Raw genomic sequence first — 23,887 nt, forward strand, 5'->3', positions numbered from 1 at the left:
GGACCGACCAGTGTACGACGCCCCGCACCGGCGCGCCCCGCGGCGGGCGCGGCACGCCGGTCGGGCCGGCGGGCGCTGCCGGGCGCACCGGGCGCCACCGGGGTCAGCGGGCGTTGAAGTACTTCGCCTCCGGGTGGTGGATGACGATGGCGTCGGTGGACTGCTCGGGGTGGAGCTGGAACTCCTCGGAGAGGTGGACGCCGATCCGTTCGGGCCGCAGCAGGTCCGCGATCTTGGCGCGGTCCTCCAGGTCGGGGCAGGCGCCGTAGCCGAGGGAGAAGCGCGCGCCGCGGTACTTGAGCGCGAACATGTCCTCGACGTCGGCGGGGTCCTCGCCGGCGAAGCCGAGCTCGGCCCGGACGCGGGCGTGCCAGTACTCGGCGAGGGCCTCGGCGAGCTGGACGGACAGGCCGTGCAGCTCCAGGTAGTCGCGGTAGGCGTCGGAGGCGAACAGCTCGGCGGTGGCCTCGCCGATGCGGGAGCCGACGGTGACGACCTGGAAGCCGACGACGTCGGTCTCGCCGGACTCCTCGGGGCGGAAGAAGTCGGCCAGGCAGAGGCGACGGCCGCGGCGCTGGCGGGGGAAGGTGAAGCGGGTGCGCTCGTTGCCGGCCTCGTCGAGGACGATGAGGTCGTCGCCCTTGGACACGCAGGGGAAGTAGCCGTAGACGACGGCCGCTTCGAGCAGGTTGCGCGTCTGGAGCTGGTCGAGCCAGCCGCGCAGGCGGGGGCGGCCCTCGGTCTCGACGAGCTCCTCGTACGAGGGGCCCTCGCCGGTCCGGTTCTGCTTGAGGCCCCACTGGCCCTTGAACAGGGCGCCCTCGTCGAGCCAGCCGGCGTACTCCTTGAGCTGGACGCCCTTGATGACGCGGGTGCCCCAGAACGGCGGCTCGGGCACGGGGTTGTCGGTGGCCACGTCGGAGCGGACGCCGGTCTCCGGCTCGGGCTCCTCGACGGAGGCGGTGGCGCGGACGCGGCGCTGCCGCAGTTCGGGGAGCGCGGCGCCGGGGACGCCCCGCTTGACGGCGATGAGGGCGTCCATGAGGCGCAGGCCCTCGAAGGCGTCGCGGGCGTAGCGGACCTCGCCCTGGTAGATCTCGTGGAGGTCCTGCTCGACGTAGGCGCGGGTGAGGGCGGCGCCGCCGAGGATGACGGGGTACTTGGCGGCGAGGCCGCGCTGGTTGAGCTCCTCCAGGTTCTCCTTCATGATCACGGTCGACTTGACGAGGAGTCCGGACATGCCGATGACGTCGGCCCGGTGTTCCTCGGCGGCTTCGAGGATCGCGGAGACGGGCTGCTTGATGCCGAGGTTGACGACGGTGTAGCCGTTGTTGGACAGGATGATGTCGACGAGGTTCTTGCCGATGTCGTGGACGTCGCCGCGGACGGTGGCGAGGACGATGGTGCCCTTGCCCTCGGTGTCCGCCTTCTCCATGTGCGGTTCGAGGTGGGCGACGGCGGTCTTCATGACCTCGGCCGACTGGAGGACGAACGGCAACTGCATCTGGCCGGATCCGAACAGGTCGCCGACGACCTTCATGCCGTCCAGGAGGGTGTCGTTGACGATGTCGAGGGCCTTGCGGGTGCGCAGGGCCTCGTCGAGGTCGGCTTCGAGCCCGTTCTTCTCGCCGTCGATGATGCGGCGCTTGAGGCGCTCCTCCAGCGGGAGGGCGGCGAGTTCCTCCGCCTTGCCGGCCTTGAGGGACTTGGCGGTGGCGCCCTCGAACAGCTCCATGAGCCTCTGGAGGGGGTCGTAGCCCTCCCGGCGGCGGTCGTAGATCAGGTCGAGGGCGGTGGTGACCTGCTCCTCGTCGAAGCGGGCGATCGGCAGGATCTTGGAGGCGTGGACGATCGCGGAGTCGAGGCCGGCCTTGACGCACTCGTCGAGGAAGACGGAGTTGAGCAGGATGCGGGCGGCCGGGTTGAGGCCGAAGGAGATGTTGGACAGCCCGAGGGTGGTCTGCACGTCGGGGTGGCGGCGCTTGAGTTCGCGGATGGCCTCGATGGTGGCGATGCCGTCCTTGCGGGACTCCTCCTGGCCGGTGCAGATGGTGAAGGTGAGGCAGTCGACGAGGATGTCCTCCTCGCGGATGCCCCAGTTGCCGGTGAGGTCGGCGATCAACCGCTCCGCGATCTCGACCTTCTTCTCCGCGGTGCGGGCCTGGCCCTCCTCGTCGATGGTGAGGGCGATGAGCGCGGCGCCGTGCTCCCGGGCGAGGCCGGTGACCTTGGCGAAGCGGGACTCGGGGCCGTCGCCGTCCTCGTAGTTGACGGAGTTGATGACGGCGCGCCCGCCGAGCTTCTCCAGGCCGGCGCGCAACACCTCGACCTCGGTGGAGTCGAGGACGATGGGCAGGGTGGAGGCGGTGGCGAAGCGGCCGGCGAGCTCCTCCATGTCCGCGACGCCGTCGCGGCCCACGTAGTCGACGCACAGGTCGAGCATGTGGGCGCCCTCGCGGATCTGGTCGCGGGCCATCTCGACGCAGTCGTCCCAGCGGCCTTCGAGCATGGCCTCGCGGAACTTCTTGGAGCCGTTGGCGTTGGTCCTCTCGCCGATCGCGAGGTACGAGGTGTCCTGCCGGAACGGCACGCTCTGGTAGAGGGAGGCGGCGCCCGGCTCGGGACGCGGGTCGCGGGGCGCGGGGGCGAGACCGCGTACGCGTTCGACGACCTGGCGCAGGTGCTCGGGGGTGGTGCCGCAGCAGCCGCCGACGAGCGACAGCCCGTACTCGCGGACGAAGGTCTCCTGGGCGTCGGCGAGCTCGGGGGCGCCGAGCGGGTAGTGGGCGCCGTCCTTGCCGAGGACGGGGAGGCCCGCGTTGGGCATGCAGGAGAGGGGGACGCGGGAGTGACGGGCGAGGTAGCGCAGGTGCTCGCTCATCTCGGCAGGGCCGGTGGCGCAGTTCAGGCCGATCATGTCGATGCCGAGGGGTTCGAGCGCGGTGAGCGCGGCGCCGATCTCCGAGCCGAGGAGCATGGTGCCGGTGGTCTCGACGGTGACGGAGACGATGAGCGGCACGTCGACGCCGAGGGCCTCCAGGGCGCGGCGGGCGCCGAGGACGGCGGCCTTGGTCTGGAGGAGGTCCTGGGTGGTCTCGACGAGGAGGGCGTCGGCGCCGCCGGCGACCAGGCCCTCGGCGTTGCTCTGGTAGGCGTCGCGGAGGGTGGTGTACGGGGCGTGGCCGAGGGTGGGCAGCTTGGTGCCGGGGCCCATGGAGCCCAGGACCCAGCGCTGCCGGCCGCTGGCGGCGGTGTGCTCGTCGGCGACCTCGCGGGCGATGCGGGCGCCCGCCTCCGAGAGCTCGTGGACCCGGTGGGCGATGTCGTACTCGGCGAGGGCGGCGAAGTTGGCGCCGAAGGTGTTCGTCTCGACGCAGTCGACGCCGACGGCGAAGTAGGCGTCGTGGACCGCGCGGACGATGTCGGGCCGGGTGAGGTTGAGGATCTCGTTGCAGCCTTCGAGGTTCTCGAAGTCGTCGAGGGTGGGGTCCTGAGCCTGGAGCATCGTGCCCATGGCTCCGTCGGCGACGACCACTCGCGTGGCGAACGCGTCGCGGAGCGCGGCTGCTCGGGCGCCACTGTCGGCGGACGTGGGGGAAGGGGTCGGCAACGAGGCCATGGAGATGCTCCCTGAGGTGCGACGGCTGTCGGCTTTGCGTCTCCGGGGGGAGGCGCACGTCGTCAGCGTAGCCGCCATCCACCGGGGCGGACACGCCGTCCCATGTGACGGACGGCATGCTTGGCGGGGTCGAAGACCGGCCAGGTGGCGCGTACACCGTCTCGTCGTGTGGCCGGAGGTCGGCAACGACCGATACTGTTCAGCATTGTCGAACCGTGGAGTGAAGGAGCAGGCCGGGGATGGCGAAGAACATCCAGTCGCTTGAGCGGGCGGCGGCGATGCTGCGGTTGCTCGCGGGCGGAGAGCGCCGGCTGGGTCTCTCCGACATCGCCTCGTCGCTCGGCCTGGCCAAGGGGACGGCCCACGGCATCCTGCGCACGCTGCAGGCGGAGGGGTTCGTCGAACAGGACGCGGCGTCCGGCCGGTACCAGCTCGGAGCGGAGCTGCTGCGGCTCGGCAACAGCTACCTGGACGTGCACGAGCTGCGGGCGCGGGCGCTCGTGTGGACGGACGACCTGGCCAGGTCGAGCGGCGAGAGCGTGCACCTGGGCGTCCTCCACCAGCACGGGGTGCTGGTCATCCACCACGTCTTCCGGCCGGACGACAGCCGCCAGGTGCTGGAGGTGGGCGCGATGCAGCCGCTGCACTCCACGGCGCTGGGGAAGGTGCTGTCGGCGTACGACCCGGTGGCGCACAGCGAGGCCGTGGAGGTGGAGCGCAAGGCGTTCACGGCCCGCACGGTCACGGCGCTGGACGACTTCGAGGAGCTGCTGGACCTGACGCGGGCGCGCGGCTGGGCCGCGGACGTGGAGGAGACCTGGGAGGGCGTCGCGTCGGTGGCGGCGCCCATCCACGACCGGCGGCGGATGCCGGTGGGGGCCGTGGCCATCACCGGGGCCGTCGAGCGGATCTGCGACCGGGGCGAGCTGCGCCCGGAGCTGGTCACCGCCGTGCGCGCGTGCGCGCGCGCCGTCTCGCGCGATCTGGGCGCCGGGCGCTTCTGACCCCGGCGCCCCCGCGCTCCGCCATCCCCGCCTCCACTCCTCCGCCCCGCCGCTCCCGCGCCCGGGCCGCCCGACGCCCGGCCGCGCCGGCACCCCGGGCCCCTCCGCGGCCTCGCGTCCGCCCTCCCGGGGCGCCCTGCCCTCCGCCCCGCCCCACCGGCCCGCGCCGCCCGGACGTGGCGGCTGGTCGTGGCGGCCGGACGTGGCGGCCGTACGCCACGAGCCCGGTAACGATCGGGTTTCCGAGGCGCGAAGCCTTGACGTGCCCTCGACCCGGGGACAAAACTGCCGTCCATCGGTCGGCATTGTCGAACACCTACCGGAAATACACGCTAGAGTGTGGCAACGCCAGGAGGCCGGCACCGCCCTCACCCCGAGGGCACGGACCACCGGAGGGACCCGGGGTTCGCCTTTCCCCTGGACGAAGGACAAAGGAGTCGCGGGTGTCCAGCTCCGACATCTTCATCGGCGAGACCATCGGTACCGCCGTGCTCATCCTCCTCGGCGGGGGCGTCGTCGCCGCCGACGTGCTCAAACGCTCGAAGGCGCAGAACACCGGCTGGCTCGCCATCACCCTCGGGTGGGGCTTCGCGGTCATGACCGCCGTCTACATGACCGGTTCCCTCTCCGGCGCCCACCTGAACCCGGCGGTGACCGTCGGCATCGCCCTCAAGGACGGGGAGTGGGGCGACGTCCCCTTCTACTTCGCCGGCCAGCTCCTCGGCGCCATGATCGGCGCCGCGCTCGTGTGGGTGGCCTACTACGGCCAGTTCCAGGCCCACCTGACCGACCCGGAGACCGCCTCGAAGCCCGCCGTCGAAGGCCCCGGCCCGGTGCTCGGCGTCTTCTCCACCGGCCCCGAGATCCGCAACGTCTGGCAGAACCTCGCCACGGAGGTCCTCGGCACCCTCGTGCTCGTCCTGGCCGTCCTCACCCAGGGCCTCAACGAGGGCGGCAAGGGCCTGAACGCCCTCGGCGGCCTGATCGTCGCCCTCGTCGTCGTCGGCATCGGCCTGTCGCTCGGCGGCCCGACCGGTTACGCCATCAACCCGGCGCGCGACCTCGGTCCCCGCATCGTGCACGCCCTGCTGCCCCTGCCCAACAAGGGCGGCTCCGACTGGGGTTACGCCTGGATCCCCGTCGTGGGCCCGCTGATCGGCGCCGCCGCGGCCGCGGGCGTCTACTCCCTCGCGTTCGCCTGAGCCCAGCCGACCCGACCCGACCACCGACTCCGAGGAGCACACCCCATGACCGCCACGGCCTCCCGCGGCACCGGCCCCTTCATCGCCGCCATCGACCAGGGCACCACCTCCAGCCGCTGCATCGTCTTCGACCGCGACGGGCGCATCGTCTCCGTCGACCAGAAGGAGCACCGGCAGATCTTCCCGAAGCCCGGCTGGGTCGAGCACGACGCCGCCGAGATCTGGACCAACGTCCAGGAGGTCGTCGCCGGCGCCATCGAGAAGGCCGGCATCACCGCCGCCGACGTCAAGGCCATCGGCATCACCAACCAACGCGAGACCACGCTGTTGTGGGACAAGAACACCGGTGAGCCCGTCCACCACGCGATCGTCTGGCAGGACACCCGCACCGACGCGCTGTGCAAGGAGCTCGGCCGGAACGTCGGCCAGGACCGCTTCCGCCGCGAGACCGGCCTCCCGCTGGCCTCCTACTTCGCCGGCCCGAAGGTCCGCTGGCTCCTCGACCACGTCGAGGGCCTGCGCGAGCGCGCCGAGCGCGGCGAGATCCTCTTCGGCACCATGGACTCCTGGGTCATCTGGAACCTGACCGGCGGCGTCGACGGCGGCCGGCACGTGACCGACGTCACCAACGCCTCCCGCACCCTGCTGATGAACCTCCACACGATGGAGTGGGACGACAGGATCCTGCACTCCATGGAGGTGCCCGCCGCGGTCCTCCCGGAGATCCGCTCCTCCGCCGAGGTGTACGGGCACGTCAAGGGCGGCGTCCTGGACGGCGTCCCCGTCGCCTCCGCGCTCGGCGACCAGCAGGCGGCCCTGTTCGGGCAGACCTGCTTCGCGGAGGGCGAGGCCAAGTCGACGTACGGCACCGGCACCTTCATGCTGATGAACACCGGCGACAAGGTGATCAACTCGTACAGCGGGCTGCTCACCACCGTCGGCTACCGGATCGGCGACGACAGGCCGGTCTACGCCCTGGAGGGCTCCATCGCCGTCACCGGCTCGCTCGTCCAGTGGATGCGCGACCAGATGGGCCTCATCAGCACCGCGGCCGAGATCGAGACCCTGGCCCTGTCCGTCGAGGACAACGGCGGCGCCTACTTCGTGCCGGCCTTCTCCGGGCTGTTCGCCCCGTACTGGCGCTCCGACGCCCGCGGCGTGATCGCCGGCCTGACCCGGTACGTCACCAAGGCGCACATCGCCCGCGCCGTGCTGGAGGCCACGGCGTGGCAGACCCGCGAGATCACCGACGCCATGACCAAGGACTCCGGCGTCGAGCTGTCCGCGCTGAAGGTCGACGGCGGCATGACCTCCAACAACCTGCTGATGCAGACCCTCTCGGACGTCCTGGACGCGCCCGTCGTGCGCCCGATGGTCGCCGAGACGACCTGCCTCGGCGCGGCCTACGCCGCCGGCCTGGCCGTCGGCTTCTGGCCCGACACCGACGCGCTGCGGGCCAACTGGCGGCGGGCCGCCGAGTGGACCCCCCGCATGGACGCGGAGACCCGCGACCGCGAGTACAAGAACTGGCTCAAGGCCGTCGAGCGGACCATGAGCTGGATCGAGGACGAGGAGTAGAGCGACATGACCACCCTGCAGAGCGTCCCCGCCCTCGGGACGCACCCGGCTGCCGGCACCCTGCCGAGCCGCGCCGAGACCCGGGAACTGCTGTCCAGGGCGACCTACGACCTCCTGGTCGTCGGCGGCGGCATCCTCGGGATCTCCACCGCCTGGCACGCCGCCCAGTCCGGGCTGCGGGTGGCCCTGGTGGACGCCGGCGACTTCGCCGGCGCCACCTCCTCCGCCTCCTCCAAGCTGCTCCACGGCGGTCTGCGCTACCTGCAGACCGGCGCGGTGAAGCTGGTCGCGGAGAACCACTTCGAGCGCCGCGCGGTCTCCCGGCAGGTCGCCCCGCACCTGGCGAACCCGCTCACCTTCTACCTCCCGGTGTACAGGGGCGGGCCGCACGGCGCGGCGAAGCTCGGCGCGGGCGTCTTCGCGTACTCGGCGCTCTCCGCCTTCGGCGACGGCGTCGGCCACCTCCTCGGCCCGGCGAAGGCCGCGCAGGACGTGCCGGAGCTGCGCACCGACGGCCTGAAGGCCGTCGCCGTCTACGGCGACGACCAGATGAACGACGCCCGGATGGCGCTCATGACGGTCCGCGCGGCCGTCGAGGCGGGCGCCACCGTCCTCAACCACGCCGCCGTCACCGGCCTGCGGCTCACCCGGGGCCGCGTCACCGGCGCCGACCTGGTCGACCGACTCGACGGCACCGAGTTCGGCGTCGACGCCCGGCTCGTGCTCAACGCGACCGGCCCGTGGGTCGACCACCTCCGCCGGATGGAGGACCCGAACGCGGCCCCGTCCATCCGCCTGTCGAAGGGCGCGCACCTCGTCCTGAAGCGGACCTCGCCGTGGCGGGCCGCGCTCGCCACGCCGATCGACAAGTACCGCATCACCTTCGCCCTCCCCTGGGAGGACATGCTGCTGCTGGGCACCACCGACGAGGAGTACGAGGGCGACCCGGGGGACGTCGCGGTCGAGGAGAAGGACATCGCCCAGATCCTGGACGAGGCCGCCTTCTCCATCCGCGACCGGCAGTTGGACCGCTCCTTGATCACGTACGCCTTCGCCGGTCTGCGGGTGCTGCCCGGCGGCCCCGGCGACACGTCGAAGGCGAAGCGCGAAACGGTCGTCACCGAGGGCCGGGGCGGCATGCTCTCGGTCGCCGGCGGCAAGTGGACCACGTTCCGCCACATCGGCCGCACGGTCATGAACAAGCTGGCCGCGCTGCCCGGACGGCCGCTCGCCGACGACATGGAGCCGATCGCCCGCCTGCCCAAGAAGCTCCCGCTGCCCGGCATCGCCAACCCGAACGCGGTCGCGCACCGGCTGCTCGTCGACGGGGGGACGCCCGGCCCGCGCATGGCCGCCGACACCGCCCGCCACCTGGCGACGCACTACGGCTCGCTGTCGTTCGACATCGCGCGCATGGCGTACGAGGACCCGGCGCTGGCGGCGCGCATACACCCGGACGCCCCGGAGATCTGGGCGCAGGTCGCCTACGCCCGCGACCGCGAGTGGGCCGAGACGGCGGACGACGTGCTGCGCCGCCGTACGACGCTGACGATCCGCGGCCTGGTCACGGACGAGATCCGCGACCGGGTCGAGGCCATGCTGGCCGAGCGGCCCTGACCCTCCCCGGGCCCCCGGCTCCCCCGGCGGGGGTCCGTACCGGCAGGGGTCCGGCCGGGCGAGGGGGGCGGCTCCTGCGCGAGCCGCCCCCCTTGTACGCTCGCACAGCTCACACATCGGATGTCTGAGAGGCAGTGAGGGGCGCGCCATGGCCGTGACCGACGAGGCGATCGAGAAGATCAAGGAAATGATCGTCTCCGGCGCGCTGCGCCCCGGGGACCGGCTGCCCAGGGAGAGCGAGCTCGCCGCGGAGCTGGGGCTGTCCCGGAACTCGCTGCGCGAGGCGGTGCGCGCGCTGTCGCTGATCCGTGTCCTCGACGTCCGGCAGGGCGACGGCACGTACGTGACGAGCCTGGACCCGCGGCTGCTGCTGGAGGCGCTGAGCTTCGTCGTGGACTTCCACCGCGACGACACGGTGTTGGAGTTCCTGGCGGTGCGCCGCATCCTGGAGCCCGCGGCGACCGCGATGGCCGCGCACCGGATCGGCGCGGCCGACCTGGACGTGCTGGAGGCGGCGCTGGACGCGCTGGGCGCCGAGCCGTCCGTGGACGACCTGGTCGCCGCGGACCTGGACTTCCACCGGCGGATCGTGGGCGCGTCGGGCAACACCGTGCTGTGCTCGTTGCTGGACGGCCTGTCCGGGCCGACGACGCGGGCCCGGGTCTGGCGCGGGCTCACCCAGGAGGACGCCGTGGGCCGGACGCTGTACGAGCACCGGGCGATCCTGACCGCGCTGCGGGACCGGGACGCCGAGGCGGCCCGGTCGTGGGCGACGGTGCACATCGCGAGCGTCGAGCAGTGGCTGCGGGCGGTGCTCTGAGCCCGCCGGTGTCACGTGGCCGGGCGCGGCGTCACGTGGCCGGGCGCAGCCGCAGGCCCTGCATGCCGCCGTCGACGGCGAGCGCGGTGCCGGTGACGGACGCGGCGGCGGGGCTCGCCAGGTAGGCGACGGCGGCGGCGACCTCCTCGGCCGTGACGAGCCGGCCCATCGGCTGGCGGGCTTCGAGGGCGGCGCGTTCGGCGGCCGGGTCGGGGGCGCGGTCGAGGAGCCGGGTGACCCAGGGCGTGTCGGCGGTGCCGGGGTTGACGCAGTTGACGCGGATCCCGTCGCGGACGTGGTCGGCGGCCATGGCGAGGGTCAGGGAGAGCACGGCGCCCTTGGAGGCCGAGTAGAGGGCGCGCTGCGGCAGTCCGGCGGTGGCGGCGACGGAGCATGTGTGGGTCACCGACACCGCGCCGGGCCGCTCGGCGGCGGCGCGCCGCAGGTGGGGCAGGGTGTGCCGGGCGGTGCGGACGAGGCCCATGAGGTTGACGTCGAGGACGCGGTGCCACTCCTCGTCCGTCTGGTCCTCGACGGTGCCGACCGCGCCGATCCCGGCGTTGCCGACGACGGTGTGCAGGGACCCGAACGCGGCGACGGCGGCGGCGACCGCCTCCCGCACTCCGGTGTCGGAGGTCACGTCGGCGGTGAGGGCGAGCGTCCCGCCGGGCGCGCCCGAGGTGTCCCGGTCGAGGACGGCGACGCGGGCGCCGCGGGTGAGGAGTTCGCGGGCGACGGCGGCTCCGATGCCGGAGGCGCCGCCGGTGACGAGCGCGTTCAGTCCGTCGAGGTCACGCACGGCGGGTGTCCTTCCTGTCCTGCCAGACCGGTCCGTCCGGGTAGCGGTGGGCGGTGAGCGACTCGGGGCGCATCCGGGCGGAGAACCCGGGCGCGGTGGGGGCGGCGTACCGTCCGGCGCGGACGGTGACCGGGTCGGTGAAGTGCTCGTGGAGGTGGTCGACGTACTCGACGACCCGGTCCTCCAGGGTCCCGGACACGGCGACGTAGTCGAACATGGCGAGGTGCTGGACCAGTTCGCACAACCCCACTCCCCCGGCGTGCGGGCAGACGGGCACCCCGTACTTGGCGGCGAGGAGCAGGATGGCGACGTTGTCGTTGACCCCGGCGACGCGGGCGGCGTCGATCTGCACGAAGTCGACGGCGCCGGCCTGGAGGAGCTGCTTGAACAGGACGCGGTTGGCGCCGTGTTCGCCGGTGGCGACGGGGACGGGCTGGCCGGCGCGGATGGCGGCGTGGCCGAGGACGTCGTCGGGGCTGGTGGGCTCCTCGATCCAGTACGGGTCGTACGGGGCGAGTTCCGCGAGGCGCCGCAGCGCTTCGGGGACGTCCCAGCGCTGGTTGGCGTCGAGGGCGATGCGGATGCCGGGGCCGACGGCGGCGCGGGCCAGTGCCAGGCGGCGCACGTCGTCGCCGGGGTCGGCGCCGACCTTCAGCTTGATCTGGCCGAACCCCTCCTCGACGGCCTGCCGGGCGAGGCGGACGAGGGTCGCGTCGTCGTAGCCGAGCCAGCCGGGGGAGGTCGTGTAGGCGGGGTAGCCCTCGGCGCGGAGGCGGGCGGCGCGTTCGGCACGGCCGGGTTCGGCGGCGCGGAGGAGGGCGAGGGCCTCGTCGGGGGTGAGGGCGTCGGTGAGGTGGCGGAAGTCGACGAGGGAGACCAGCTCCTCGGGGCTCATCCGGGAGAGGAACTCCCAGACGGGCAGCCCGGCGGCGCTCGCGGCCAGGTCCCAGGCGGCGTTGACGACGGCGCCGGCCGCCATGTGGACGACGCCCTTCTCCGGGCCGAGCCAGCGAAGCTGCGAGTCGTGGGTGAGGTCCCGGTGCAGGGCGGCGAGGTCGGCGGCGGTCCGGGGCGCGGGACGGCCGAGCACGTACGGGCGCAGCGCCGCGATGGCGGCGGCGGTGACGTCGTTGCCGCGGCCGATGGTGAACGCGAAGCCGTGGCCGTCCGGCCCGCGGTCCGTGCGCAGGACGACGTAGGCGGCGGAGTAGTCGGGATCGGGGTTCATGGCGTCGGAGCCGTCGAGGTGCTCGGAGGTGGGGAAGCGGACGTCGTGGACCTCGACCGCGGTGACGGTGGGCGGGGCGTCCGCGGTGTCCGGTGGGTGCGCCGTGTGTGCCATGCGTGCGGTACCTACCCTCGTGACATCGGATCTTTGAACAGTCATCCGATGTATAGCGGCGCCCTGTCGAGACGTCCACCCCTTTCATCGTGTTCGAGGTCCCTTACCTCGGATGAATTCCGGGTGTTCCGAGGTCACGGCGGGGGTAGTCGTGGGAGGCCGGCACAGCACCCGGTCGTGTGCAAGTGGCTGCGGGCAGGGGTCCCGAACGCCGTAAGGTTGGTTCGTACGGACGGAACTTCGGAAGGAGGCCTGGGTGATCGAGCTCGAGGGGGTTCCCGAGCTGATCGACCCGGTCATGGTGGCCGCGTTCGAGGGCTGGAACGACGCCGGCGACGCCGCCTCCACCGCGGTCGCGCACCTGGAACGGGAGTGGAAGGGCGAGGTGTTCGCGGCGCTCGACGCCGAGGACTACTACGACTTCCAGGTCAACCGGCCCACGGTGTGGCTGGACGGCGGGGTGCGGAGGATCACCTGGCCCACCACCCGGCTGTCCGTGGTCCGCGTCGGCGGCGAGAAGCCGCGCGATCTGGTGCTGGTCCGCGGCATAGAGCCGTCGATGCGCTGGCGCTCGTTCTGCAACGAGCTGCTGGGCTTCGCCCACGAGCTGGGCGTGGAGATGGTCGTGATCCTCGGCGCGCTGCTCGGCGACACCCCGCACACGCGGCCGGTCCCGGTCAGCGGCGTCACGTCCGACCCGGACCTGGCGCGGCGGATGGAGCTGGAGGAGACCCGGTACGAGGGGCCGACGGGCATCGTCGGCATCCTCCAGGAGGCGTGCACGCACGCGGGTGTCCCGGCGGTCAGCCTGTGGGCGGCGGTGCCGCACTACGTGTCGCAGCCGCCCAACCCCAAGGCCACGCTGGCCCTGCTCAACCGGCTGGAGGACCTGATCGACCTGCGCATCCCGCTCGGCGAACTGGCCGAGGACGCCCGCGCCTGGCAGCTCGGCGTGGACCAACTCGCCTCCGAGGACAGCGAGGTGGCCGAGTACGTGCAGACGCTGGAGGAGGCGCGGGACACGGCCGAGCTGCCCGAGGCGTCGGGCGAGGCCATCGCCCGCGAGTTCGAGCGGTACCTGCGGCGGCGGGACGGCGGCCCGGGCACGGGCCCCGCGGCCGGACCGGGCGCGGCGGGCGGCCCCGGTGCCGGACAGGCCGGGCTGCCCGGGGCGGCGGGCCACCCCGCGGAGGGCGGCGACGGCTCGTACCTGCGCGACCCGTCCGGCGGACGCGCGCGCCCGCCGAAGCCCCCGAGGCGCGGAGCCGGCGACCGGCCGGACGAGGCCCGGGGCGGACAGGACGGCGGCCGGGACGGCGGCTCCGACAGCGCCTCTGAGGGCGGCTCCGAGGGCGGCTCCGAGGGCGGCTCCGAGGGCGGCTCGGACAGCGGCTCCGGGGAGGGCCCCGGGAACGGTGGCCGCGAGGGCTCGGCGGAGTAGGACCCGGCGGTTCACGGCGGGGCGGCACCGGCAGGCGGTGCCGCCCCGCCGCCGTACGCCCGCCGCCGTCCGCCCGGCCGCCGGTTCGGAGCCGCCGCACGGCGACGACGCCTTACGCGGTCCGCGGCGTCGGCTCCCCGTCGAAGCGGGCGTTCGGCAGGGGGATCCGGTCGCTCCGGGCGGCGGCCGTCGCCGGGACGCGGAGGCGCGGGCCGGCGATCCGGGCGACGGGCGTGCCCCGCGTGCCCGCGTCGTCGAGGCGGACCGCGTCCGTCCGGTCGAGGTCCCGCTGGAGGAGGTACGGGTCCCTGCCGAGCGGCAGCAGGCCGTCACCGCGCGGGACGCGTCGGCCGCCCCGGGGACGCGGCGTCCCCGGGGCGGCCGACGCCCGGTCGGGAGGGGTCAGAGCGCCACGCCCATCAGGGCGTCGACGGTGCGGGAGACGAGGCCGGGCGCGCCCTCGTCCGTACCGCCCCCGGCGCGCTGGAGCTCGACCCAGCGGTCGACGGCGGCGAGCGCCGCCGGCGTGTCGAGGTCGTCGGCGAGCGCCTCGCGGACCTCCTCGACCAGTTGGTCCGCACGGGGCCCGTCGGGGCGGGACACGGCGGCGCGCCAGCGGCCGAGCCGCTCGACGGCGTCGCTGAGGACCTGGTCGGTCCACTCCCAGTCGGCCCGGTAGTGGTGGGCGAGCAGGGCGAGGCGGATCGCGGCCGGGTCGACGCCCTGGCGGCGCAGCGCGGAGACGAAGACCAGGTTGCCCTTGGACTTCGACATCTTCTCGCCGTGCAGGGCGACCATCCCGGCGTGCACGTACGCCTTGGCGAAGGGGAACTCGCCGGTCAGCGCGTGGGCGTGGGAGGCGCCCATCTCGTGGTGCGGGAAGATCAGGTCCGAGCCGCCGCCCTGGACGTCGAAGCCCATGCCCAGGTGGTCGAGGGCGATGGCGACGCACTCGATGTGCCAGCCGGGGCGGCCGGGGCCGAGGGAACCGCCGTCCCAACTGGGCTCGCCGTCGCGGGCGGCCAGCCACAGCAGCGGGTCGAGCGGGTTCTTCTTGCCGGGGCGGTCGGGGTCGCCGCCGCGCTCGGCGGACAGGGCCCGCATGACGTCGGCGTCGTAGTGGGAGACCTCGCCGAAGTGGCGGTCGGACTCGACGGAGAAGTAGACGTCGCCGTCCAGCTCGTAGGCGGCGCCCAGGTCGCGCAGCCGTTCGATGAGCGGGACGATGCCGGGTATCGCCTCGACGGCGCCGATGTAGTGGCGCGGCGGCAGCATCCGCAGGGCCGTCATGTCCTCGCGGAACAGGGACGTCTCGCGCTCGGCGAGCCCGGTCCAGTCGATGCCGTCGCGGGCGGCCCGCTCCAGGAGGGGGTCGTCGACGTCGGTCACGTTCTGCACGTAGTGGACCTGCCGCTTGGTGTCGAGCCACACGCGCTGAACGAGGTCGAACGCGTTGTAGGTCGCCGCGTGACCCATGTGGGTCGCGTCGTACGGCGTGATGCCGCAGACGTAGATACGGGCGACGGGGCCGGGGTCGAGGGTCACTCGTCCACCGGTCGCGGTGTCGTGGATCCGGAGGTCGCGGCCCTTGCCGGGCAGGGCGGGGACCTCAGAAGCGGGCCAGGCATGCATGCTTCGAGCCTAACCGGACGGGTGTTCCGGATACGAACCGGATACAAGATCATGACCGGTTGCGCGCTCTTGCGCGCGGCCCCGCGATGTGCTGCGGGGCCCCCACCGGGTCAGACCGGCGGCCAGGGGATGGGCGGCCACGCGCCGGACGGTTCGGGGTGGCGGGAAGTGGTGCGCAGGGTCACGACGCGGGCCCGCAGGGCGTCCAGCTCGGCCGGGGTGATCAGCTGCTCCAGACGGGTGGCGAGCGGGGCGCCGGGCGCCAGCTCCGCGTCGAGGCGGGCCAGGACGTCCAGCGCCTCCCCGGGCAGGGGCTCCCCCGCCCACCCCCAGAACAGCGTCCGCAGCTTGTCGTCGGCGTGGAAGGTGACGCCGTGGTCGATGGCGTGGAGCCGGCCGTCGGCGGCCGGGAGCAGGTGGCCGCCCTTGCGGTCCCCGTTGTTGATCACCGCGTCGAGCACGGCGAGCCGCCGCAGCCGCGGGTCGTCGGCGTGGACGAGCAGCGCCGTGCGGCCCCCGCCCACGTCGGCGCGGCCCACCGGCCGCCACCCGTCGCCGGGCTCGTCGCCGTCCACGAGGGAGAGCAGCGGCGGCGCCGACGGGTCGGCGTCGATCCACTGCTGGACCATGCCCGGCCCGTACGGCCCCTCGCGCAGGACGGTCGGCGGGACGAGGCCCCAGCCCGTCGTGTCGGAGACGGCGTACGCGGCGGCCTCCCGCTGCGCGAGCGTCCCGTCCGGGAAGTCCCACAGGGGCCGCTCGCCCGCGACGGGCTTGTACACGCAGTCGGTCTCGGCGCCCCCGTGCGAGACGGAGCAGAGCAGCACCGCGTTGGACGCCTCGCGGATCTGGCCGCGTACGGTCAGCTCGCCCTCGGCGAGCAGTTCCAGGACGTCGGCGGTGGCCGTCAGGCCCCGCGGCGGTATCCGTTCTGGCGCGGACATACGTGTCCTTCCGGGTCGAGCGGCAGACTGCACAGGGGGCAGGGCGGGCGGCCGGCGTTGACGACGTCGAGGGCGCGCTTGGCGAAGGCCCGCGCCTGGGCGCCGGTGAGCCGGACGCGGAGCATGGGGGGGCCGTTCTCCTCGTCCTGCAGGAGGCGCTCCTCCGCCTCGGCGAGGTCCTCCTCGGAGTCCGCGTCGAGCTCCACGAGCGCCTGCGCCTCGACGACGAGCCGCTGCTCCTCGCCGTCCCAGGCGAGCGCCATGGTGCCGACGCGGAACTCCTCCTCGACGGGGGTGTCGAGCGGCGCGGTGTCGGTGACGTCGGCGGGGGCGACGGCCGGGACGGGGGCGTTGCCCCCGGTGCGGCGCACGACCTCGTCGAGGAGCTCGTCCATGCGCTCGGCGAGCGCCGCGACCTGGGTCTTCTCCAGGGCGACGCTGGTGACCCGGCCTCCGGCGGACGCCTGGAGGAAGAACGTACGGCGGCCAGGCAGCCCGACCGTACCGGCCACGAAGCGCTCCGGCGGGTCATAGAGGAACACCTGACGGGACACGTTCCCTCTCCCTTGGTCTTTGTTCGTGAGTCGGACGCAACGGCCGTCTCGGCAGCGCGTCCACCCTACTGTGCGGAGCGATCACGGTGCGCCCGCGCCGCCGCCGACCTGCGCGGCCGCACCGCCGTCGCCGTCGCCGTCGCGGGGGACGAGGCCGCCGAAGTCACCCGTGTCGCCGAGGCGGATCAGGAACGGCCGGGTACGGGTGTAGCGGATCGCGGTGACCGAGCACGGGTCGACGTGGAGGCGCTGGAAGAGGTCGAGGTGGAGGCCGAGGGCGTCCGCGACGAGCGCCTTGATGATGTCGCCGTGCGAGCACATCACGTACGCGGCGTCGTCGCCGTGGCCGGCCGCCACCCGCGCGTTCCAGTCCCGTACGGCGTCGACGGCGCGGGCCTGCATGGCCCGCATGGACTCGCCGCCGGGGAAGGCGGCGGCGGACGGGTGGTGCTGGACGACGTCCATGAGCGGCTCGTCGGTGAGCTCCGCCAGCTTGCGGCCGGACCAGTCGCCGTAGTCGCACTCGTTGATCCGCTCCTCGGTGTGGAGGGCCAGACCGGGGCGGGCGTCGAGGAGGGGCGCGAGGGTCTCGCGGCAGCGCTGGAGGGGGCTGCTGACGGCCAGGGCCAGCGGGACCCCGGCGAGCCGCCCCGGCAGCGCGGCGGCCTGGGCGGCGCCGCGTTCGTCGAGGGTGACACCGGGGGTGCGGCCCGCGAGGACGCCGGCGGTGTTCGCGGTGGACCGGCCGTGCCGTACGAGGATCAACGTCGCCATGACGGCAAGGGTAGGGCCGCGGAGGAGGAGTGGGGACGGCGGCCCGGGGAAGAATACGCGCCGTGATCGTGGACTGTGCCATCTACCGGGACGGGGGCCGCCGCCAGGGCCCCTCCGACGTCAGCAGCGCCCTGGAGGAGGCGCGGGACGCCGTCGACGCGTTCCTGTGGATCGGGCTGCACGAGCCGACCGCCGAGGAGTTCGACCGGGTGTCGGCCGAGTTCGGGCTGCACCCGCTGGCCGTGGAGGACGCCCTGAAGGCGCACCAGCGGCCGAAGCTGGAGGTGTACGACGACTCGCTGTTCCTGGTCCTGAAGCCGGTGATGTACGAGCCGGAGAGCGACACGGTCTCCACGGGCGAGCTGATGGTGTTCATGGGCGACTCGTTCGTGGTGACGGTCCGGCACGGCGAGGGGTCCCCGCTGGGGGAGGTGCGGCGGCGGCTGGAGGCGGAGCCGGACATGCTGCGGCAGGGCCCGACGTCGGTGCTGCACGCGGTGAGCGACGCCGTGGTCGACCACTACCTGGAGGTCGCCGCCGAGCTCCAGTTGGACCTGGAGGAGCTGGAGGCGGAGGTCTTCCAGCCGGCGGGGAGCGACGCGAAGAACACGGCATCGCGGATCTACCAGTTCAAGCGGCAGGTGCTGGAGTTCCGGCGCGCGACGGGCCCGCTGGGCGGGCCGATGGAGCGGCTGGCGGGGGCGGGCGTGCCGTACGTGCACGAGGCCGCGCGGCCGTTCTTCCGGGACGTCGGCGACCACCTGACCCGGGCCGGGGAGCAGGTGGAGGGGCTGGACCGGCTCCTGTCGGACATCCTGTCCGCGCACCTGGCGCAGATGGGCGTGCGGCAGAACGACGACATGCGGAAGATCTCCGCCTGGGCGGCGATGGCGGCGGTGCCGACGATGGTCGCGGGCGTGTACGGGATGAACTTCACGCACATGCCGGAGCTGGGGTGGGTGTGGGGGTACCCGGCGGTGCTGGGGCTGATGGCGGTCGCGGTGGCCGGCCTGTACCGGCTGTTCAAACGGCGCGGCTGGCTGTGACGCGCCCGCCCGCGGCGGCCGGGCGCCGCGTCACAGGACGGACGCGGTCTCGGCGGGGCCGCCGAGGGCGTCGCGGAGCCCGGGCGGGGAGAGGGTGACCATGCGCCGCCAGCCACCGGCCCGCTCGTACGCGTACGCGGCGCGGATGCCCGCCGCCAGGACGGCCGACTTGGCGCGCGGCCACTTCAGGACGCGGCCCATGTGGTCCATGACGGCGAGGCTCACGTCGCGGTGGACGGCGATCTCCGTGAGGGCGCACTCGCGCAGGGTGCGCTGGATGGTGCGGCCGTGCCCGGCGCGGGCCAGGCGCAGCAGTTCCTCGTGGCAGTACGCGAGGTGGTTGTCCTCGTCGCCGCTGATCATCCGGACGGCCTTGCCGATCTCCGGGTGGTCGCCGAAGTGCCGTACGAGCATCTCCATCTGGTCGGCGGCGCGCTGCTCGGTGACGCGGCTGTGCGAGAGGTAGACGACGATGTCGTACTCGGTGAGCGGCTCGTCGCGGCGCAGCTTCTCGTGGGCGAGGCCGATGCCGGAGCGTTCGAGGAGGATCGTGTAGTCGGTCTCGGGCGGGACGGGCACCGGGGCGAGTCCGCGCTTCTTCAGCAGCCCGTTGAAGATGCGGCCGTGCTTGTCCTCGTCGGCGCCGTGCCGGGCGATCTTGGGCGCGAGGTGGCTCAGGGACGGCGGGACCAGGGCGGCGATCCGGCCGTTCTCCCAGCCGCCCTGGGTCTCGCCGCTGGCCGCGATCGAGCAGAACAGCTGGTAGGCCTCGTCGCTGTCGACGATCTCCTGGAACAGGCTGCGGGCCGAGAGCATCGCTGTCACCTCCACGTGTCGGCACGAGTCAACTGCCGCGCGGGAGGCGAGGCAACGACCGGCCGCCCGCGCTGCGCCGAACGGAGCAGCGGATGGACCCGCCCGCCGCCGTGCGTAACCGACGGCCGGGTGGCGCGTTGTGCTGCGTGACGGCCGTGGCGGGGATGACCCCGAGCCCCCACCACGGCCGCAGGCTTGCCCGGGGGCCGCGGGGCCGCCCGGGCGCGGTCAGTCGGCGAGGCCGGCGTGCTCCAGCGCCCGGGTGCCGGCGCGCAGGGCGGCGATCCGCTCGTCGAGGGTGAAGCCGGCGGGGGACACGGTGAGGGTGGTGACGCCGGCCTCCGCGTACGCCCGCATCCGGTCCGCGATCCGCTCGACGGGGCCGAGCAGCGTCGTGTCGTCGATCAACTGGTGCGGTACGGCCGCGGCGGCGCCGTCCTTGTCGCCGGAGAGGTACCGGTCCTGGATCTCGGCGGCTTCCTTCTCGTACCCCATGCGCCGGGCGAGCCGGTTGTAGAAGTTCTGCCCGCGGCTGCCCATTCCGCCGACGTACAGGGCGGTGTAGGGGCGGAACGTGTCGGCGAGGGCGCCGACGTCGTCGCCGACGGCGAGCGGGACGGTGGGGCAGACGTCGAAGCCGTCCATGGTGAGCCCGGCCTTCTCGCGCCCGGCGCGGATGTGCCGCAGCGCCGTCTCCTCCAGGTGGGCGGCCGACGGGAAGATCAGCAGCGCGCCGTCGGCGATCTCACCGGTCTGTTCGAGGTTCTTGGGCCCGATGGCGGCGATGTACAGCGGGATGTGCTCGCGCTGCGGGTGGACGGTCAGCTTGATCGGCTTGCCGGGGCCGCCGGGCAGGGGGAGCGTCCAGTGCTCGCCGTCGTACGTGAGGCGCTCGCGCGCCATGGCCTTGCGGACGATCTCGACGTACTCGCGGGTGCGGGCGAGCGGCTTGTCGAACGCGACGCCGTACCAGCCCTCGGACACCTGCGGGCCCGAGACGCCGAGGCCGAGGCGGAACCGGCCGCCGGACAGCGAGTCGAGGGTGGCGGCGGTCATGGCGGTCATGGCCGGCTGGCGCGCCGGGATCTGCATGATGGCGGAGCCAACGTCGATGCTCTCCGTCCGGGCGGCGACCCAGGCGAGGACGGTGGGCGCGTCGGAGCCGTACGCCTCGGCGGCCCAGCACACGTCGTAGCCGAGGCGGTCCGCCTCCTGGGCGACGGCGAGGTTGTCGCCGTCCATGCCCGCCCCCCAGTAGCCGAGGTTGATGCCGAGTCGCATGCCGCTCCCCTTTTACTGATCAGTAACGTGTGTGGTGTGCGGACTCTAGCGCGCGGGTGGCCGCCAGGGCAGTGGGCCTGCCGGGCGCGTTGTCCACAGGGGCTCTTGGCCCGCGCGTCCGGCCAGTAATCTCGCGGCCATGGAGCAGAGGCATCTCGGCAGCACCGGCCTGCGCGTGTCCCGGATCGGGCTGGGCACCCTCACGTGGGGGCGGGACACGGACGAGCACGAGGCGGCCGAGCAGTTGAAGGCGTTCTGGGAGGCCGGCGGGACCCTCGTCGACACGGCGGACGTGTACGGCGGTGGGGAGGCCGAGTACCTGCTGGGGCAGTTGGCGGAGCGGCTGGTGCCGCGTCGCGACCTGGTGATCGCCACGAAGGCCGGAAGCGTGCCCGACCCGGACCCGGAGCGGCGCTTCGACGGTTCGCGCGGCCACCTGCTGGCCGCGCTGGACGCATCGCTGGCGCGGCTCGGCACGGACTACGTCGACCTGTGGCAGGTGCACGCCTACGATCCGTGGACCCCGCTGGAGGAGACGCTCCAGGCCCTCGACATAGCGGTGGCCAGCGGCCGGGCCCGGTACGTGGGCGTGGCCAACTTCTGCGGCTGGCAGTTGGCGAAGGCGGCGACGTGGCAGCTGTCCGCGCCGGGCACGCGGACGCGGCTGGCCGGCACGCAGATGGAGTACTCGCTGCTCCAGCGCGGCGTGGAGCGCGAGGTGCTGCCCGCCGCGCGGGACCTGGGCGTGGGCCTGCTGCCGTCGTCGCCGCTGGGCCGGGGCGTGCTGACCGGCAAGTACCGCGACGGCGTCCCGGCCGGTTCGCGAGGCGCGTCGGAGCACATGGCGCCGTTCGTGGAGCCGTACCTGGACGAGTCGGCGCGGCGCGTCGTGGACGCCGTGACGACGGCGGCGGACGGCCTGGCGGTCACGCCGCTCCAGGTCGCGCTGGCCTGGGTGCGGGACCGGCCGGGCGTGACGGCCCCGGTGGTGGGCGCGCGGACGGCGCGGCAGCTCACGGCGGCGCTGTCAGTGGAGAGCCTTAGTCTTCCTGACGAGATCCGGCGGGCGCTGGACGACGTGTCGGCGCCCGTGCACCGCTACCCCGACCAGGACTGGAGCACGCTGTGACCGCGCACCCCCGGGGGGAGAACCCCGACTCCCCGGCCGCCGAGACCGCCCCCGACGCGCCCGCCCTGCCGGAGCGGGCGGCCGTGGACGACGCGCCCGCCGACGACGCGGAGGCGGCGGGGTCGGGCACCGGCGCGCCGACGGCGGAAGCGGACGGGACGGAGGTCTCCGAGGCGGAGGGCCCTGAGGCGGAAGGCTCTGAGGCGGAGAGTTCCGGGACGGAGGATGCCGGGGCGGAGGTGTCCGAGGCGGAGGCCGAGCTGGCGGCCCAGCGGGAGCTGCGGGAGCGGATCGAGCGGCGCAAGGCCGAGCGCGGCGGGCCGGTCGCGAGCGGCGCCAAGCTGAGCGGGCGGGCCGCCGACCTGCTGGCGGCGGTACGGGCCGTGGAGAGCGGCGAGAAGCCGGCCGTCGTGTTCGAGGACTCCCCCGCTCCGGTGGCGCCGCCGAGGGCGGCGGCTCCCCCGCCGGTCGCGCCGCCGCGGACCGGGCCGCCCGCGCCGGCGGGGCCGCGCGTGGCGGCTCCGGAGGCGGTGGCGGCCGTGCGGGCCGTGCTGGCCGCGGGCGGCGCGCCGGAGGGGCTGGCGGTGCGGGTCGCGGGTGTGCTCGGGGACGCCGCCGGTGAGCTGCTGCGCGAGGACCCGTGGCGGCTCCTGGCCGTGCCGGGCGTGCTGCCGGAGCAGGCGGACGGCTTCGCGCGGGCCCTCCTCGGCGCGGAGTGCGGGCCCGGGGACGCGCGGCGGACGGACGCCCTCGTGGGCTGGCTGCTGGAGCGCGCCGCGCTGCGGGGGCACACGGCGCTGGACGCGGCGACCGTGCGGGCGGCGCTCGCCGAGCGGTCCGTGCCGGACCCGGACGAGGCCGTCCGGCACGCCGTCGCGGAGGGTGCCGTACTGGTCTTCCAGGACGAGGAGGAGGCGGACGCGGAGGAGGCGGAGGAGGCCGTCGAGGCGGGGGCCGGGAAGTCCCCGGTGCTGCTGGGGCTGGACCGGTACGCCCTCGCCGAAGAGAGCCTCGCGGACGGCCTGGCCCGGCTGGCCCGCTCCGGCCCCGACCCGCGCTGGGCGAAGGCCGCCCCGCCGGAGCTGGCCCGGGCGGTCGCCGCGCAGGGCCTGGTGGTGCACACGGGCGGTGAGGCGGCGCGCGCCGAGCCGGTCGCGCTGGCGGAGGCGGCACGCGGCCTCGGGCTGCGCGCGGCCGTCGCGGTGCACAGCGAGAACGGCCGCCTCGGGCTCGGCCCCGGGGCGGGGGCCGTCACGGTGGCGGCGCTGCTGTCGGGCGCGGCCGGCCCGGGCCGGGACGAGGACGGGGCGTTCGCCCTCGACCTGCTGGTGGTGCTGGACGCCCCGCAGTTGGACGTGGAAGCGGCGGCGATGCTGGTGGAGTCCGTACCGGACGGCTGCCGGCTGGTGCTGAGCGGGGATCCGCACGTGCTGCCGTCGGCGGGTGCGGGCCGGGTCTTCGGGGACCTGCTGGCGGCGCGGGTGTGCCCGCAGGTCGCGTCCCGCACACCGGATCCGGGGCCGATCGGGGAGCTGGTGTCCGGGGTCGGCGCGGGTGAGCTGCTCCAGGTGGACGCGCCGGGTCGGGAGGTCGTGATCGTTCCGGTGCGGGACGCGGGCGAGGCCGTGCACCGGACCGTGCAACTGGTCGCGGACTCCGTGCCGAGGGCACTGGGCGTGCCGGTGGAGCAGACGCAGGTGATCACGGTGGGCCATGGCGGCTCGGCGGGGACGCGGGCGCTGAACGCGGCGCTGAAGCAGCGGCTCAACCCGGGCCCCGGCCGTTTCGGCGGCTTCGACCCGGGCGACCGGGTGGCGTACGCGGAGGCACCGGGCCGCACCCTGCAGGGCAGGGTCGTGTCGGCGGACGCGGAGGGGCTGCACCTCGCCTGCGAGGGACGGCCGGAGCGGGTCGTCGTGCCGAAGGACCGGGTGGAGGCCGTGGTGCGGCACGGCTGGGCGCTGACCGCGCACCAGGCGGCCGGGATGCGCTGGCCGGCGGCGGTCGTGGTGCTGCCGGGGGACGCGGCGGGCGGCCTGAGCCGGGCGTGGGTGTACACGGCGTTCGGCCGGGGCGAGCGGCACCTGTCGGTCGTCCACGGCGTGGACCAGGCGCTGGCGCGGGCCGTCACCGGGACGCCCGGGCCGGGCCAGGAGCGCGTGACGCGGCTGCGGGGCCTGCTGGAGGCCGTTCCGGAGCCGCTGGAGGGGTAGCGGGGCGGTGCCCGGCGGAAGCGGGGCGGTGCCCGGCGGAAGCGGGGCGGTGCCCGGCGTGCCCGCCCGGCGGGGC

At 74.2% G+C, this 23,887-nt stretch carries 18 protein-coding genes; 9 read left to right on the forward strand and 9 right to left on the reverse strand.

Annotated features, from left to right (window positions below):
* Positions 1 to 103 precede the first annotated feature (103 nt).
* Positions 104 to 3,619, reverse strand: coding sequence for a methionine synthase (metH, locus tag AC07D6_RS17380; protein WP_315879150.1), 3,516 nt, complete (start codon positions 3,617 to 3,619; stop codon positions 104 to 106).
* A gap of 239 nt (positions 3,620 to 3,858) precedes the next feature.
* Between metH and AC07D6_RS17385 the strand changes: the two genes are divergently transcribed.
* The 5 genes from AC07D6_RS17385 (at position 3,859) to AC07D6_RS17405 (ending at position 9,840) form a co-directional block, all read left to right on the forward strand.
* On the forward strand, positions 3,859 to 4,623 hold the full coding sequence (locus AC07D6_RS17385; protein ID WP_479045169.1) for an IclR family transcriptional regulator: 765 nt from the start codon (positions 3,859 to 3,861) through the stop codon (positions 4,621 to 4,623).
* Between the two features lie 443 nt (positions 4,624 to 5,066).
* Complete coding sequence (locus tag AC07D6_RS17390) at positions 5,067 to 5,825, forward strand: MIP/aquaporin family protein (RefSeq protein ID WP_315879148.1); 759 nt, start codon at positions 5,067 to 5,069, stop codon at positions 5,823 to 5,825.
* Positions 5,826 to 5,870: 45 nt separating this feature from the next.
* Positions 5,871 to 7,403 (forward strand): glycerol kinase GlpK, encoded by a 1,533-nt coding sequence (glpK, locus tag AC07D6_RS17395; protein ID WP_479045171.1) that lies wholly within the window; start codon positions 5,871 to 5,873, stop codon positions 7,401 to 7,403.
* Between the two features lie 6 nt (positions 7,404 to 7,409).
* Positions 7,410 to 9,020: a glycerol-3-phosphate dehydrogenase/oxidase gene (locus AC07D6_RS17400; protein WP_315879146.1), complete on the forward strand. Its 1,611-nt coding sequence runs from the start codon at positions 7,410 to 7,412 to the stop codon at positions 9,018 to 9,020.
* Between the two features lie 148 nt (positions 9,021 to 9,168).
* On the forward strand, positions 9,169 to 9,840 hold the full coding sequence (locus tag AC07D6_RS17405; RefSeq protein WP_479045174.1) for a FadR/GntR family transcriptional regulator: 672 nt from the start codon (positions 9,169 to 9,171) through the stop codon (positions 9,838 to 9,840).
* Between the two features lie 31 nt (positions 9,841 to 9,871).
* Here AC07D6_RS17405 and AC07D6_RS17410 read toward each other — a convergent pair whose 3' ends face one another.
* Complete coding sequence (locus AC07D6_RS17410; RefSeq protein ID WP_315879144.1) at positions 9,872 to 10,639, reverse strand: SDR family NAD(P)-dependent oxidoreductase; 768 nt, start codon at positions 10,637 to 10,639, stop codon at positions 9,872 to 9,874.
* Positions 10,632 to 11,981, reverse strand: a complete 1,350-nt coding sequence (locus tag AC07D6_RS17415) for an enolase C-terminal domain-like protein (protein WP_315879143.1) — start codon at positions 11,979 to 11,981, stop codon at positions 10,632 to 10,634. Before AC07D6_RS17415 ends, AC07D6_RS17410 begins: the two co-directional genes overlap by 8 nt.
* A gap of 256 nt (positions 11,982 to 12,237) precedes the next feature.
* On the opposite strand from AC07D6_RS17415, the gene AC07D6_RS17420 reads away from it, so the two are divergent.
* Complete coding sequence (locus AC07D6_RS17420) at positions 12,238 to 13,422, forward strand: PAC2 family protein (protein WP_479045176.1); 1,185 nt, start codon at positions 12,238 to 12,240, stop codon at positions 13,420 to 13,422.
* A 402-nt stretch (positions 13,423 to 13,824) separates the two neighbouring features.
* On the opposite strand, the gene mshC is transcribed toward AC07D6_RS17420, so the two are convergent.
* From mshC to AC07D6_RS17440, 4 genes are all read right to left on the reverse strand, one after another.
* Positions 13,825 to 15,054, reverse strand: a complete 1,230-nt coding sequence (mshC, locus tag AC07D6_RS17425) for a cysteine--1-D-myo-inosityl 2-amino-2-deoxy-alpha-D-glucopyranoside ligase (protein WP_315881679.1) — start codon at positions 15,052 to 15,054, stop codon at positions 13,825 to 13,827.
* Between the two features lie 110 nt (positions 15,055 to 15,164).
* Positions 15,165 to 15,998 carry an SCO1664 family protein gene (locus AC07D6_RS17430; protein WP_315881680.1) on the reverse strand — a complete coding sequence of 278 codons (834 nt, stop codon included), beginning with the start codon at positions 15,996 to 15,998 and terminating at the stop codon, positions 15,165 to 15,167.
* Complete coding sequence (locus tag AC07D6_RS17435; RefSeq protein WP_315881681.1) at positions 15,962 to 16,552, reverse strand: DUF3090 domain-containing protein; 591 nt, start codon at positions 16,550 to 16,552, stop codon at positions 15,962 to 15,964. The genes AC07D6_RS17430 and AC07D6_RS17435 overlap by 37 nt, the downstream gene beginning before the upstream one ends.
* A gap of 81 nt (positions 16,553 to 16,633) precedes the next feature.
* On the reverse strand, positions 16,634 to 17,326 hold the full coding sequence (locus AC07D6_RS17440; RefSeq protein ID WP_315881682.1) for a histidine phosphatase family protein: 693 nt from the start codon (positions 17,324 to 17,326) through the stop codon (positions 16,634 to 16,636).
* Positions 17,327 to 17,379: 53 nt separating this feature from the next.
* Between AC07D6_RS17440 and corA the strand changes: the two genes are divergently transcribed.
* Positions 17,380 to 18,372 carry a magnesium/cobalt transporter CorA gene (gene corA, locus AC07D6_RS17445; RefSeq protein WP_315881687.1) on the forward strand — a complete coding sequence of 331 codons (993 nt, stop codon included), beginning with the start codon at positions 17,380 to 17,382 and terminating at the stop codon, positions 18,370 to 18,372.
* Between the two features lie 30 nt (positions 18,373 to 18,402).
* On the opposite strand, the gene AC07D6_RS17450 is transcribed toward corA, so the two are convergent.
* Both AC07D6_RS17450 and AC07D6_RS17455 read right to left on the reverse strand, forming a co-directional pair.
* Positions 18,403 to 19,188, reverse strand: coding sequence for a ferritin-like domain-containing protein (locus AC07D6_RS17450; protein WP_479045178.1), 786 nt, complete (start codon positions 19,186 to 19,188; stop codon positions 18,403 to 18,405).
* Between the two features lie 228 nt (positions 19,189 to 19,416).
* Entirely contained in the window at positions 19,417 to 20,469 is a 1,053-nt protein-coding gene (locus tag AC07D6_RS17455; RefSeq protein ID WP_315881684.1) for an LLM class F420-dependent oxidoreductase, read from the reverse strand.
* 139 nt (positions 20,470 to 20,608) lie between these two features.
* On the opposite strand from AC07D6_RS17455, the gene AC07D6_RS17460 reads away from it, so the two are divergent.
* Entirely contained in the window at positions 20,609 to 21,598 is a 990-nt protein-coding gene (locus AC07D6_RS17460; RefSeq protein WP_315881685.1) for an aldo/keto reductase, read from the forward strand.
* On the forward strand, positions 21,595 to 23,811 hold the full coding sequence (locus AC07D6_RS17465; RefSeq protein ID WP_479045182.1) for an ATP-dependent DNA helicase: 2,217 nt from the start codon (positions 21,595 to 21,597) through the stop codon (positions 23,809 to 23,811). Before AC07D6_RS17460 ends, AC07D6_RS17465 begins: the two co-directional genes overlap by 4 nt.
* Positions 23,812 to 23,887 lie beyond the last annotated feature (76 nt).

This window comes from Streptomyces sp. NPDC045287 (assembly GCF_056432325.1).